This window comes from Robinsoniella sp. KNHs210, assembly GCF_000686105.1.
GTDB lineage: Bacteria > Bacillota > Clostridia > Lachnospirales > Lachnospiraceae > Robinsoniella > Robinsoniella peoriensis.
Map to the genome: position 1 here is coordinate 779,190 of NZ_JMLZ01000002.1, position 14,829 is coordinate 794,018.

Below are 14,829 nucleotides of genomic sequence, written 5' to 3' on the forward strand. Positions count from 1 at the left end.
ATGCATCTATTAAAAAAGTAACCGCAATAGTTGTGGAAATGAAGAAAGGGAACGGATTATGAAATTTAATAAAATAAAAAAAGCAGCAGCACTCATCACTGCAGGTGCACTGATTCTGGGAATGGCATCTGGATGCGGAAGTAAGGAGACGGCAAAGGGGACAGATGGGGAAGAGGTGGTAACACTTATTTGGTATCAGGATGGTGATGCGCAGAAAGATACCCCTCAGGTTCTGGAAAAAATCAATGAGTATACAAGAGAAAAAATCGGAGTGGAGATCAAAATTAATAATATCGGCTGGGGTGATTATAATCAGAAGATGCAGGTGGTAATTAATACCGGGGATAACTGGGACTTGGCATTTACAAGTTCCTGGGCAAATGATTACTTACAGATGGCTCAAAAAGGAGCATTCCTGCCTCTTGACGATTACCTTCAAAAAGAAGGAAAGGAAATGTATGAGAAAATTGACAAGCGTTTCTGGGATGCGGCGAAGATCGGAGGCGTAACCTATGGGGTACCAAATGAAAAGGAGATCGGCAGTTATCCAATGTGGGTATTTACCAAAGAATATGTGGATAAATATGATATTCCGGTTTCGGACATCCACACATTAGAAGATCTGGAACCATGGCTGCAGCTGATCAAAGAAAAAGAACCGGACGTAGTGCCCTTATATCTGATTAAGAGCTTTACTGCGCCAACCTATATGGATAAAATACAGGATCCCGTAGGAATCGAATATGGGGATGAATCATTGACGGTGAAAAACCTGTTTGAAACGGACCAGATGAAAAATACCCTGAATACCATAAGAAGGTATTATCTGGCTGGATATATCAATAAAGATGCGGCAACCGCAACGGATGACAAATCGGTGAAACGGTTTGTGACGAAAGGGGATGGACAGCCCTATGCAGATGTCGTCTGGGGAAAAGACCTTGGATACGAAGTGGCAATTTCTCCCATTATGGATATGCAGGTAACCAATGCTTCAGCCAGAGGTTCCCTGACTGCAATATCAAAGAACTGCAAAAACCCAGAGAAAGCGGTGGCGTTTTTAAATCTGGTAAACACGGATGAATATTTGAGAAATCTTCTAAACTATGGAATCGAAGGCGTACATTATGAAAAAGTTCCGGTATCGGCAGAAGAGAAAGAGGCCGTGAAAGGAAAGCCATATGTATATGACACTAAAGTGAAGCTGATTGAGGAAAAAAGAAAAGATTACTCCGTTCCGTACTGGATACAGGGGGGCTTGTTCAATACTTACGTGCAGGATACGGAACCGGCAGATAAATGGAGTACGTTTAAAGAGTTTAACGATCAGGCTGTTAATGCTCCTTCCTTTGGGTTTGATTTTAATTCCGAACCGGTAAGTACCGAGATCGCAGGTTTCCGGAATATTCTGGATGAATTCGGACCGTCCCTGTTTACCGGAAGTGTTGAACCTTCCGAATATCTGCCGGAGCTGCAGAAAAAACTGGAGGCGACAGGATTACAGAAGGTAATTGATGAGATGCAAAAGCAGATTGATGAATGGAAGGGGAAGGCGGCAAAATGACCCCATCTGCTCTCCCCAAACACAGCCTCCATCTGCACAGCTGGTTTTCTCATCATGGCGGGTTTTAGAATTTATCCTGAATTCAAACAAAGTATCATTGAGGTATTAGTAAACTTGGTTTATAATATAAGCATTAACAGGAACATAAAAGGGTTTCAGGGTTTACAAAATAAAATTCAGGAGGAGAAAATCTATGGTTACTCAGATGTTACAGGATAACTTCAGAATGCGCAGGCTGGAGGAAGGGGAATGGCTGCCAGCGATTGTACCGGGAACGGTTTACACCGATTTGCTCTTAAACGGGGAGATGGAAAATCCATTCTGGAAAGACAACGAGGATCAGGCGCTAAAGCGAATGGAATTTGACTATGAGTACAGTACCATGTTCCGGGTGGATTCTGTGGTGTATGAAAAAGAAAGGGTATTACTCCGGTTTGACGGGCTGGATACGATTGCCGACATCTATGTAAATGGAGAACTTGCGGGGCAGGCTTATAATATGCACCGGATCTGGGAATTTGATGTAAAGAAGCTTTTAAACCCGGGGCAGGATAATGAGCTGCATGTAGTTCTGCACTCTCCCCTGCAGTATATCCGGGAAGCATTTGAAAAGTCTCCTACCCGGGGATCGGAAGATGCCATGGATGGATTTGTTCATATTCGAAAGGCACATTGTATGTTTGGCTGGGACTGGGGTGCACACCTTCCGGATGCGGGAATATTCAGACCGGTCAGGCTGATTGGAATAGACCATGCCCGCATTGACAGTGTTTATATTACCCAGATACACGAGAATGGAAAAGTACGGCTTCAGATCCGGGTGGAAGAAGATAAGTGCGACAGCGTTTCCACTACCTATGAAGTAAAGGTGACCGATCCCGATGGCAATTGCAGGGACTATGAGAATTCACCGGATGAAATCACTATTGAAGAGCCAAGGCTCTGGTGGCCAAACGGATACGGCGCCCAGGATTTATATGAGCTGGAAGTAATTCAGAAAACCGGGGGAACCGAGACGGATTCCTGGAAACGCCGTATCGGGCTTAGAACCATGACCATGCATATTGAAAAAGACCAATGGGGTTCCTGTTTTGCACACCAGGTAAACGGGATATCTATTTTTGCCATGGGTGCGGACTATATTCCGGAAGACCATCTTCTTGGGAGAGTGAACAGCAAAACTACAAGAAATCTTCTGGAACAGTGCAAATCGGCAAATTTTAATGCTATACGTGTCTGGGGCGGCGGATACTATCCCGAGGACTGGTTTTATGATATCTGTGATGAATTAGGGCTGGTGGTATGGCAGGACTTTATGTTTGCATGTGCCGTGTATGATCTGACTCCGGAGTTTGAAGCGAATATCCGTCAGGAATTTACAGATAATATAAAGCGTCTGCGGCATCATGCATCACTGGGACTGTGGTGCGGAAACAATGAGATGGAACTGTTTGTCAAAGAAGGCAATTGGGTGAGCAGACACTCAGAAGTAAGGGATTATTTTCTGATGTACGAACGCATCATACCGGAGCTTTTAAAAGAATATGACCCGAATACGTTCTATTGGCCGGCAAGTCCTTCCTCAGGCGGATCTTTTGATGAACCAAATGATCCAAACAGAGGCGATGTACATTTCTGGGAAGTATGGCACGGAAATAAGCCGTTTTCTGAATACCGCCGGCATTATTTCCGTTATGCTTCGGAATTTGGTTTTCAGTCATTTCCAAGTGTTAAGACGATAGAAACGATAACGGATGATCCAAGAGATATGAATATTTTTTCATATGTGATGGAAAAGCATCAGAGAAATTTTGGCGCTAACGGGAAGATTATGAATTATCTTCAGCAGACCTACCGCTATCCTTACAGTTTTGAGACAGTAATCTATGCGTCCCAATTACTTCAGGCAGACGCGATCCGTTATGGAGTTGAGCATTTCAGGAGAAACAGAGGGCGCTGTATGGGAGCGATTTACTGGCAGCTCAATGACTGCTGGCCCGTGGCTTCCTGGGCATCCATCGATTACTGCCAGAGGTGGAAAGCACTTCACTATTATGCAAAGCGATTTTTTAGTCCGTGTATGATATCCTGTGAGGAAGAAGGACTTCTAACACAGGATGCAGATATGAACCGCCAGCATTACCATATTGAAAAATCGATTCATTTGAATGTTGCAAACGAAACCAGGGAAGATGAGAACGTAACAGTAAAATGGCAGCTGAGAGATGCCGGTGCCATGGTATTAAGAGAAGAGAGCAGAGAAATTATGGTTCCGGCATTGACCAGTGTATGGCTGGATAAGGAAGAGTTGCCGGATGTGGATATGTTTACAGAATATGTCAGCTATCAGTTGATGAAAAATGGAGAACTTATATCAGAAGGAACCGTAATCTTTTCACTTCCCAAATATTTTAAATACCAGGATCCGCAGCTTACGTGCCGGGTAGAAAATGGAGAGATCATTATTCAGTCGAAAACATACGCAAAAAATGTAGAGATTTTAAATCAGAAGGAGGACCTTATTTTATCCGATAATTATTTTGATATGAACGCAGGAGAGAAGCGGATAAAGATAATCAGTGGAAAGCCGGATAAACTGCGGCTCAGGAGTGTTTATGACATTGGATGATGAAAAAACAACACCCCCATAAGGAATTTGTCAAGGGCTAAAAGTTGACATAATTTTTTTCATATTTGAATATTTGAGAGCCATAATGTGAATCATTCTATTAAACAAATTAATAGGAGGATGAACGTTATGGCTCTTAATAAAGTAGAAATTTGTGGTGTGAATACATCAAAGCTTCCCCTTTTAAACAATGAAGAAAAAGATGCACTTTTTGCCCGGATTCAGGAGGGCGATGAAGAAGCAAGAGAACTATACATCAAAGGAAACTTAAGGTTGGTATTAAGTGTAATTAAACGTTTTTCAAGCAGCAATGAAAATGCGGATGATTTGTTTCAGATAGGCTGTATCGGTCTGATTAAGGCAATAGATAATTTTGACTCGACCTTAAATGTAAAATTTTCTACTTATGCGGTTCCGATGATTATTGGTGAGATCCGCAGATACTTAAGGGATAATAATTCAATAAGGGTAAGCAGGTCACTGAGGGATACGGCTTACAAGGCGATTTATGCAAAAGAAGGCTATATGAAGAAGCATTTAAAAGAGCCTACCATTAATGAGATCGCAGACGAGATTGGTATTGCAAAAGAAGACATTGTATTTGCTATGGATGCGATCCAGAGTCCGGTCAGCCTTTATGATCCGGTTTATACGGAAGGCGGAGACACCCTCTATGTAATGGATCAGATCAGTGATAAGAAGAATAAAGAAGAGAACTGGGTGGAATCCATCTCTTTAAATGAAGCAATTAAAAGATTGAACGAACGGGAACGCCATATTATTGAACTGCGTTTCTTCCAGGGGAAAACACAGATGGAAGTAGCAAATGAAATTAATATATCCCAGGCACAGGTTAGCCGACTGGAAAAAAATGCGTTAAAGAGCATGAAGAACTATTTAAGATAACGTAGTGGGGAATATCCTCATAATATCAGGCATGAAGGTGAGCACATGGAATCAATTTGGAGTAAAACAGCAGAAGTAACAGCTATGCCATCCCTTGCGGATAACCTGGAAACAGAGGTAGCTGTAATTGGTGGAGGTATGGCGGGAATTTTAATTGCATATTTTCTACAGCAGGAAGGCAAGAAAGTCATTGTATTTGAAGCGTCCAGAGTAGGCAGCGGACAGACGAAGAATACAACTGCAAAGATTTCATCCTCCCATAACCTGATCTACCATAAATTAATACGCGATTGTGGTATCGAAAAGGCGAGACAATATGCCCTTGCTAATCAGAAAGCTATCAAGGCTTATCAAAACCTGATTGACAAATACCAGATCCCCTGTCATTTTCAGGAGCTTCCTTCGTATCTTTATTCCGTAACCAGATCTGATAGTTTGGAAGCAGAAGTAAAGGCAGCTCAGAAATTAGGAATACACGCAGAATTCACCACTCAGACAGAACTGCCTTTCCCGGTTGCAGGAGCAGCCAAGTTTTATGGACAGGCGCAGTTTCATCCGTTGGAATTTCTGGATAAGATGATTAAGGAACTGACGATTTATGAAAATACAAAAGTAAAAAGTGTGGAAGGGCAGGAGATCGTTACCGACTCTTATGTAATTCATGCGGAACAGATTGTATTTGCCACTCATTATCCTTTTATCAATGTACCGGGATACTATTTTATGCGTATGCATCAGGAGCGAAGCTATGTACTGGCGCTTGAAAATGCTGTGCAGTTAGACGGCATGTATCTGGGTATTGATAAAGAAAACAGTTTTTCTTACCGCAATTACGAAGATCTGCTATTGATTGGCGACAGCGGGCACCGCACAGGAGAAAATAAAGTGGGAGGCTGTTATCAGAAATTGTGGGAAGAAGCATCCAAATACTGGCCTGGGAGCAGGGTATCAGCTTCCTGGTCGGCGCAGGACTGTATGACGCTGGATGGGATTCCTTATATCGGACAGTATTCCAGCCAGACTCCGGACTGGTATGTGGCGACAGGATTTGGGAAATGGGGAATGACTTCTTCTATGGTTTCCGCAATGCTGATTTCTGATTTGATCATGAAGCGGGAAAATCCTTTTATGGAAGTATTCTCACCCCAGAGATTCCATCTGTCGGCTTCCGCTAAAAATGTGGTAACGGATGGGTATAAAGCAGCGAAAGGAATTCTGTATGAGAATTTAAAAATCCCAAAAGAAAATATAGAGGAGCTTCCGCTGTCCCATGGCGGTATCGTAGAATATGAAGGGAAGAAAGCCGGTGTTTATAAAAATGCAGAAGGGGAAGTCTTTATCGTTGATACCAGATGTCCTCATCTGGGCTGTCAACTGGAATGGAATCCCGATGAACTGTCCTGGGATTGTCCCTGCCATGGTTCCCGGTTTGATTATAAAGGAAATCTGATAGATAACCCGGCACAGGAAAATCTGAACACGGAATAAAACAAAAAGGGGGAAAAAGATGAAAAAAGTCCGGCAGTATCTGACCATACCCAGGAAAAGTTTCCATGGGGAGAAGAAGAAAAAAAGTTTTTTTGAAGGATGGTATCTGAAGCACCAGTCAGGGAAAGAGTCCTTAAGTTTTATTCCGGCTTTTCACATTGATGAAGAAGGAAACCGTTCGGCATCCATACAGGTAATCACCAATGATGAATCTTTCTACACAGAGTTTCCGGTGGAGTATTTTTATGCCAGTCCTCTGAATTTTTATTGCCGGATCGGAAAAAATACCTTTTCCGAAAAAGGGATCATTCTGGATATTAAAACAAAAGATTTAAGGGTTATTGGAAAAATAAGATATGGAGAACTGAAAGCACCCCGGAAAGACATTATGGGGCCTTTCCGCTTTGCACCGTTTATGCAGTGCAATCATGGGGTGCTGAGTATGCATCATGAACTGACTGGTACGGTAGTAGTAAATGGGCACAGATATGATTTTGCCGGCGGTACCGGATATATAGAAAAAGATTGGGGCAGCAGCTTTCCAAGCGAATATCTCTGGACCCAATGCAGCTGGAATGGAGGTGCCGGCGGTGACCTGATGCTGTCACTGGCAAAAATACCTTTGCTAAAAGGAAGCTTTACCGGTTGTATCTGCTGCATCATGCAAGGCGGAAAGGAATACCGGCTGGCAACGTACCGCGGAGTCCGGATACTGATCTTTAACGATAAGGAGGCACTGATCCGACAGGGAAAATACTGGTTTCATGCGGAAGTCCTGAAACAGAATCCATCTGATCTGAAAGCACCTGTAAACGGCAGTATGGGCAGGGCAGTGAAAGAGAGCCTCTCCTGTGAAATGCGTTACCGTTTCTGGAAACGGGACGAATTAATCTTTGATGTGATCAGTCCACAGGCAAGCCTGGAAATAATGAAGGAATAATCATCGTCACATATCTAACGGGCCACTGCCTGCGCATATTGCGCAGGCAGTGGCTCCTTTCCGTTTGTCATCAACCCCTCTTTGCGTCATCCGAAAAACAAGCTTTACGTCAGTTCATGAGGCAGGTATAATGGGAACATAGAAAGACAGCAAGAACGAATAAACAGTCTGGATGGTGAGTGCAAAATGAATATGATGAAAATAACACAATGTCTCTACAAAGACGGATATTTCCATACCCTCCGGGCGGAAACGGAATGTTACCGCTATATGGGGGTTACCGATGGGAGAATCAGTTATCTTGGCGATGAGAAGCCCTATGGATATGAGAAAGAAGTTTCTTTAAACGGCAGGCATGTCTATCCGGCCATGATAGATGCACATCTGCACCTGATGTATACCATGGTGCTGGGCGCAAATAGTTTTTCGGTCTGCAAAATTGAGGATGGCAGAATATATCCGGATAAGCTAGAAGACGCAGCAAAGCTCATAACGAAAGAATGCCGGGAGAGAACCGGGAGGGATATCATTACAGCAAATCAATATATTGCTTCAGCAATTCCGGAAAAAAGGCTTCCCAACCGCCATGAGCTGGATGAATGGGCCAATGGTAAAAAAATTGTAATTTACAATATAGACGGGCATAGCAGCAGTATGTCAACAGCATTGCTAAAAGAACTGAATATTTATAAAGAGAACCATACCGGAATACTGACAGGCAGGGATCATGAAATTATACAGGGCAAAGTGATGGAGCTGATTGGAAAATCAGTAACACCCGCAGTATGGGCTAAAGGAATCGCAAGCTTTACAAATCTCTGTATAAAATACGGAATTGGCATTGTCTGTGCTATGGATGGAAATGGAGATGTAAATAAAGACAAGCAAACCAGAAGGTTGGCAAAAATAGCATCTCATATGGAGATTGGTGTGCGCCTTTTTCCACAATTTATGGATTTGAAAAAGGCCCGTTATTACCGAAAGTTTCAGAGGACGCCCAGGGTAGGAGGATGCGGCGACTGGGAAATGGATGGTTCTGTGGGATCTGGCAGTGCAGCATTTTACAGTCCTTATAAAGATACGAATGAGCTGGTGGACTGCTATTTCACATCAGAAGTAATTGCGGATAAATTAAAAGAAGCGGATGAGGCAGGATATCAAATCAGCAGCCATGCAATAGGAGAGAAGGCAATAGACGTTCTGTTAGACGGATATGACCGCTTTTGCCCGGCTAGAATGCATCGCATAGATCATTTTGAATTTCCGGATAAAGGAGCCGTAGAACGGGTTATGGAGAAGAACCTGGCATTGGCCGTGCAGCCGGGCTTTTCATGGATTGATAAAAATTATCTGAAAAGTTATGAGCAGTCTCTGCCGGAGCATATGATCAGTCAGCAGATTCCTTTGCGTACACTGATGGATCATCAGGTATGTATCTGCGGTTCCAGCGATGCTCCGGTACAAAGCATCAATCCTTTTAACCAGATGCTTGGAATGATCGATTTTTATATACCGGAACAATCACTGACCATGTATCAGGCGCTCTGTACCTATACCAGGAATCCGGCGAAGATGCTGGGTGAGGAAAAGGAGCTGGGTACACTTGAAGTGGGAAAGCGGGCAAACTTTATGGTATCCGATAAAGATCTGTTAAAGATGGATAAAACCAATATAGCACAAGCTGAAATACAGTGCCTCTATCTGGATGGAATAAAGTGTAAAGAAAAAAAGGGAACGATTGGGGAGCTCATCCGGATGATGACAGGAAGAAAACGCAAAATTTAAAAATAAAATTCTATATAAATAGGAAGAAATATCGGATAAAAGTAAGAGATTTGCATTCATTTAAATTTCCAGGAAATAATGAATATATGAGGAAAAACAGAAAGGTTTGACAAGTTAGCATTTTACCACTTTATCTTAATACAATCTTAATGGTAAATCGAGAATTTAAATGCATTTTTAATATAGAAAACAGATAAATTATCACCGCCTTAACGAATAGTTTATTATAATTAGAACTTGCAGCAGGATGATTTTCAGTTAAAATTTTTAAAGTGCGTATGAAGGAAAGGACATAAATAAAATGCTGAAGCTATTGTATAAAAAATTAACTCAAACCCAGATGATTGCAGTTGGGTTTCTTACAATCATATTGGCGGGTGCGCTGCTTTTGACTCTGCCGATTTCAAGTAAGGATGGACAGATGACCAATTTCCTGGATGCTTTTTTTACAGCAACTTCAGCCTCTTGTGTTACCGGCCTGGTGGTTAGCAATACCGTGGAGAAATGGTCACTGTTTGGACAGCTGGTTATCCTTGGAATGATTCAGATCGGCGGACTGGGATTTATGACCATCGGCGTATTTTTTTCAATTATATTAAGAAGAAAAATAGGACTCCGAACCAGAGGTATCTTACAGGAAAGTGTAAACACCATGCAGATTGGCGGTATTGTCCGCCTGGCAAAGAAAATCATAATCGGCACTGTCTTTTTCGAAGGACTTGGTGCTATATTATTAAGTATCCGGTTTATACCTGAATTCGGAGTGCTGCGGGGCAGCTTTTATGGAATCTTTCATTCAATTTCCGCATTTTGCAATGCTGGATTTGATCTGATGGGGAAAGAGATTCCCTATGCTTCCTTTACCGGATATTATGATGACTGGATTATAAACCTGACCATAATGACGTTAATTGTAGTAGGAGGTATCGGATTTCTGGTTTGGGATGATATCTGGACCCATAAATGGAAATTCCGCCAGTATAAACTGCATACGAAAATCGTAATTTCAGCAACCCTGGTATTGATTTTCGGCGGGGCGGTATTATTTTACTTATTTGAAAACAGCCACATCATCAGTGATATGTCCCCAAGCGGTAAAATTTTAAGTTCGCTGTTCAGCTCTGTTACCGCAAGAACTGCCGGATTTAATACCGTGGACACAGCGGCGCTTCAGGACAGCAGTAAGCTGCTGACCATAGTACTGATGTTCATAGGCGGCAGCCCGGGGTCTACAGCAGGCGGTATTAAGACAACAACGCTGGTAGTCATGATCTTCTATTTAAGAGAAAATATTACACAGAACCGCTGCTGTAATATATATGGCAGGAGATTGAGCGATGACGTAATTAAAAAAGCAAGTGCGGTTTTGTGCACTAATCTCTTCCTGTCTGTGGGAGCCGTGATACTGATCACTGCTATACAGCCAATACCAATGACAGACGTTTTACTGGAGGTATTCTCAGCAATTGGTACCGTAGGTATGTCTACCGGAATTACACGGGATCTGAATGCTATTTCTAAAATAATCATTATCTTTCTTATGTACTGCGGACGAATCGGAAGTTTATCGTTTGCATTATCATTGAGAGGGAATAAAAAAACGACACCGGTAGTACAGCCGGTTGAGCAAATTACGATAGGATAAGAAGGAGATAAACATGAAGACGATATTAATTATAGGGATGGGGCGGTTTGGCCACCATTTATGCATCAATTTATCGAAAATGAATAATGAGGTTATGATTATCGATAAAGATGAAGAGAAGGTTTCTGACCTTTTACCCTATGCAACTACAGCAAAGGTGGGAGATTGTACAAATGAGGAGGTCTTAAGAAGCCTTGGAATCAGTAATTTTGACCTTTGTTTCGTCTGTATCGGATCGAATTTCCAGAGCAGTCTTGAAATTACCAGCCTGGTAAAAGAAATGGGCGGTAAATATGTTGTAAGTAAAGCAAACAGAGATATTCATGCTAAATTCCTTCTTCGGAACGGAGCGGATGAGGTAGTTTATCCGGATCGGGATATTGCAGAAAAGATAGCGGTACGCCATAGTGCCAATCATGTATTCGACTATGTAGAATTGACAGAAGGATATTCTATTTTAGAGATCCCTCCCCTGCCATCCTGGGTAGGAAAGAGTATTAAACAGGTAGATGTAAGGGCTAAATACCATGTAAGTATATTAGGGATAAAGGTAGAGAGGGATGTGAAATTACTTCCTCATGCAGATTATGTACTGACCGGAAATGAACATCTGATGATTATCGGTCAGCGAAATGACATCGACAAGATATTGGCAAATATTAAATAACATGTTAGAATAGGATGAAAGAAGGAATTAAACGATTAAAGAGGTTTGGAAATGGATAAAAAAATATATCTTCAGCATATGAAATATATTGGCAGAGTCGTGGCCATTGTAGCGGGTACGACTCTTTTTTCCGTTCTGTTAAACAGTGCCGGAATCGCAAAAGAAAATACGCTGATGATCTATATGATCGGGGTACTTTTGACAACGGCATATACCAATGGTTATCAGTATGGAGTGGCGGTATCCTTTATCAGCGTTATGTCATTTAACTTCTTTTTTACGGCACCGCTGCATACCTTCCGGATTGCAGATATTAATGATATTGTCCTGATTATCATATTTCTGATTGCGTCCCTTATTTCTTATAATCTGACAGTTAAATTCCAAAAGCAGCTGTTGATCGCACAGAAAAATGAACAGGCGGCCAGACTTTTGCATGAGATGTCGAAAAGTTTTATTAATGTGACAGGAAAGGAAAATATCGTCCGCCTTGGAATCCGCTATATTTTTGAGCATACCAAATTCGAAAGTGAAGTGGAGCTGATCGGAGACAAGAGTACCGAAATGCGGGACAAAAACCACAGGCTGGGTGACTATATGATGGTGCCGATCATTGGATTAGAAAAACAGTTAGGTGTTTTGAAAGTATATAACCGGAACGAGGGCCTTTCCATAGAGCAGGAGCTTTTGATCAAGACCGCTGCGAATCAGATCGGGATTGCACTGGACCGGGAACTGGTGTACCAGCAGCAGGAGCAGATCAAGGTGGAAATGGAACGGGAACATATGAAAAGCAGGATGCTGCGCAGTATTTCCCATGATTTTCGAACACCGCTTACGGGAATTATCGGCGACTGCGGACTAATTCTGGATTCCGAAAAATTGGAAAAAGACAATATCCAGTTATTAGCAACGGATATTAATGAACAGGCACTCTGGCTGATGAAGATGATGGAAAATATTTTGAATATGACTAAGATAGAAAGCGGAAGCCTTCATATTAATAAACAGCCGGAAGTAATTGATGATATTATCTACGAGGCGGCAAGCCATATCAGAGATCTTCATCAGAAGCGGAAATTTACCGTCTCCCTTCCCGATGAAGTGATTGTGGCGAAGATGGATGGGAAGATGATGGTTCAGGTGATGATCAATCTTCTGGACAATGCCATGAAGCATACAAAAGAGGGCGGGCGAATATCGGTACTTGCCAGCTTCCGGAACAAAAAGGTCTTCATACAGGTTGAAGATGATGGCGAAGGGATCGCAGATGCAATGATGGGAAAGCTGTTTGATGAATTTGTTACTTCCGCAAGCGGGGATTCCAAGCAAAAGCAGGGCATAGGCCTTGGGCTGGCGATCTGTAAGGCAGTTGTCACAGAACACGGCGGTGAGATATGGGCAGAGAATAAACCGGGCGGAGGCGCCAGATTGACATTTTGGCTGAATGCGGAAAGAGTGAATGCAGATGGAAGATAAGAAAAATATATTGATTGTGGAAGATGATAAATACATTATTAACTTTATCTCAATGAGCCTGAAGAAAGAAGGTTACCGATTCTGTGTGGCAAAAGAAGTGCAGGATGCCGTAAGCCTGTTCTATGCAAATCGTCCGGATATGATCATCCTGGATCTGGGGCTTCCGGATGGAGACGGTATGGAGGTTATTGAGAAAGTCAGGGAAGTATCGGAAGTACCGATTATTGTGGTTTCCGCACGTCAGGAAGAACAGGAAAAGATCAGGGCATTGGATGCCGGAGCAGACGACTATGTGACAAAGCCCTTTTATATGGGAGAATTGATGGCAAGAGTCAGAGCTGCACTTCGTAAACGCACCGGAGGTGTGGAAAAGATTCCGGAAGAGATCTTCCAGTGTGATTATCTCACGGTGGATAACGAAGCACATAAGGTTCTGATCGACGAAAAAGAAATCCATCTGACTCCGATCGAGTTTAAGATACTGAATTTATTAATAGAAAACAGAGGCAAGGTCCTTACTCATAATTATATTCTTCATCAGATCTGGGGTTATACAGAGGGCATAGAACCCGGGAACCTCAGAGTATTTATGGCAACGCTCAGAAGAAAAATCGAAAAGGATCCTGCCGATCCCAGATTTATTCTGACAGAAGTGGGAGTAGGTTATCGTTTTACTTCGTAAAACGGCCCTATTCGCACTTCTTTCTTATTTTTTCTTCATCAACCTCTACCAGGATGATGTCAGTGCCGATTTGTGTAACACATTCCCAGGGGATGATAAATTCGGTATCGCGGCCCAGAAATGAGCAGATTTTTCCGGGTCCCGGTACAATTAAGAAGAGGATTCGGCCGGTACGGGGGTCAATATCCACATCGCTGACGCATCCAATACAGCCGCAGGTACATACATTAATAACTTCCTTTTGTTTTAAATCACAAATACGCATAAAAGCTCCCCGGTCAGAGACTATTTTAAAATTATGCACCAATCAGAAGGTACTTCCTGGTACAAGCATCTTTCAAACATACTCTGGATATTTTTACATTATATTGCACCACCCCGGCGATTATTCATATTTTTACATAAAATTGATTGACAGGGATTAAGGGATTGGATATACTCAAAACAGAAAATGCAATCTACATAATATTGGCAGGGGAGATATGCTCAAGAGGGGCAGATAAGGAGGTAATAATATGAAGTGTCCATTTTGCAACCAGGATAATACAAGAGTAGTGGACTCCAGACCGGCAGATGATAATAATTCCATCAGACGGCGCAGGCTGTGTGATGAATGCGGGAAGCGTTTTACTACATATGAAAAAGTTGAGACCATTCCGTTAATTGTAATCAAAAAGGATCAGAACAGAGAACAGTATGACCGGTCTAAAATAGAAGCAGGAGTACTTCGGGCATGTTATAAAAGACCAATACCGGTTCTTAAAATAAATGAAATGATAGATGCAGCAGAAACAGAAGTTTTCAATCGGGAAGACAGAGAGATCGAAAGTACCATAATCGGCGAGATTGTCATGGACAAGTTAAAAGAACTGGATCCCGTTGCGTATGTCAGATTTGCATCGGTATATCGGGAATTTAAGGATGTAAATACATTTATGGATGAATTAAAGAAAATTTTAAAATAAGAATCAAAAGAATCCGAAAGGATGTAATCGCCGGACGGCGGTACATCTTTTCGGATTCTTTTTAGATCAGTTTATATCT

12 protein-coding genes are annotated in these 14,829 nt (G+C 42.2%); 11 read left to right on the forward strand and 1 reads right to left on the reverse strand.

Translation table 11 applies throughout. The features are described from left to right. The first annotated feature begins 58 nt into the window (after positions 1 to 58). The 10 genes from CD03_RS0110225 (at position 59) to CD03_RS0110275 (ending at position 13,785) form a co-directional block, all read left to right on the forward strand. Positions 59 to 1,564: an ABC transporter substrate-binding protein gene (locus CD03_RS0110225; protein ID WP_027293545.1), complete on the forward strand. Its 1,506-nt coding sequence runs from the start codon at positions 59 to 61 to the stop codon at positions 1,562 to 1,564. 193 nt (positions 1,565 to 1,757) lie between these two features. Further along, positions 1,758 to 4,193, forward strand: coding sequence for a beta-mannosidase (locus CD03_RS0110235; protein WP_027293546.1), 2,436 nt, complete (start codon positions 1,758 to 1,760; stop codon positions 4,191 to 4,193). A 129-nt stretch (positions 4,194 to 4,322) separates the two neighbouring features. Beyond that, complete coding sequence (gene sigG / locus CD03_RS0110240; protein ID WP_027293547.1) at positions 4,323 to 5,099, forward strand: RNA polymerase sporulation sigma factor SigG; 777 nt, start codon at positions 4,323 to 4,325, stop codon at positions 5,097 to 5,099. 45 nt (positions 5,100 to 5,144) lie between these two features. Beyond that, positions 5,145 to 6,587 carry an FAD-dependent oxidoreductase gene (locus CD03_RS0110245; RefSeq protein ID WP_027293548.1) on the forward strand — a complete coding sequence of 481 codons (1,443 nt, stop codon included), beginning with the start codon at positions 5,145 to 5,147 and terminating at the stop codon, positions 6,585 to 6,587. Positions 6,588 to 6,606: 19 nt separating this feature from the next. After that, positions 6,607 to 7,527, forward strand: a complete 921-nt coding sequence (locus tag CD03_RS0110250) for a tocopherol cyclase family protein (RefSeq protein ID WP_044289291.1) — start codon at positions 6,607 to 6,609, stop codon at positions 7,525 to 7,527. A gap of 192 nt (positions 7,528 to 7,719) precedes the next feature. Continuing rightward, positions 7,720 to 9,312: an amidohydrolase gene (locus CD03_RS0110255; RefSeq protein WP_197041654.1), complete on the forward strand. Its 1,593-nt coding sequence runs from the start codon at positions 7,720 to 7,722 to the stop codon at positions 9,310 to 9,312. 304 nt (positions 9,313 to 9,616) lie between these two features. Then, positions 9,617 to 10,957 (forward strand): TrkH family potassium uptake protein, encoded by a 1,341-nt coding sequence (locus tag CD03_RS0110260; RefSeq protein WP_027293551.1) that lies wholly within the window; start codon positions 9,617 to 9,619, stop codon positions 10,955 to 10,957. Between the two features lie 13 nt (positions 10,958 to 10,970). Then, positions 10,971 to 11,624, forward strand: coding sequence for a potassium channel family protein (locus tag CD03_RS0110265; RefSeq protein ID WP_027293552.1), 654 nt, complete (start codon positions 10,971 to 10,973; stop codon positions 11,622 to 11,624). A gap of 51 nt (positions 11,625 to 11,675) precedes the next feature. After that, positions 11,676 to 13,103 (forward strand): ATP-binding protein, encoded by a 1,428-nt coding sequence (locus CD03_RS0110270; protein WP_044289292.1) that lies wholly within the window; start codon positions 11,676 to 11,678, stop codon positions 13,101 to 13,103. Further along, positions 13,093 to 13,785, forward strand: coding sequence for a response regulator (locus CD03_RS0110275; protein WP_027293554.1), 693 nt, complete (start codon positions 13,093 to 13,095; stop codon positions 13,783 to 13,785). The genes CD03_RS0110270 and CD03_RS0110275 overlap by 11 nt, the downstream gene beginning before the upstream one ends. Positions 13,786 to 13,792: 7 nt before the next feature. Here the strand turns inward: CD03_RS0110275 and CD03_RS0110280 are convergent, their stop codons facing one another. Beyond that, positions 13,793 to 14,050 carry a YlmC/YmxH family sporulation protein gene (locus CD03_RS0110280; RefSeq protein ID WP_027293555.1) on the reverse strand — a complete coding sequence of 86 codons (258 nt, stop codon included), beginning with the start codon at positions 14,048 to 14,050 and terminating at the stop codon, positions 13,793 to 13,795. Positions 14,051 to 14,300: 250 nt separating this feature from the next. Between CD03_RS0110280 and nrdR the strand changes: the two genes are divergently transcribed. Next, entirely contained in the window at positions 14,301 to 14,750 is a 450-nt protein-coding gene (gene nrdR, locus CD03_RS0110285; protein ID WP_027293556.1) for a transcriptional regulator NrdR, read from the forward strand. Positions 14,751 to 14,829 lie beyond the last annotated feature (79 nt).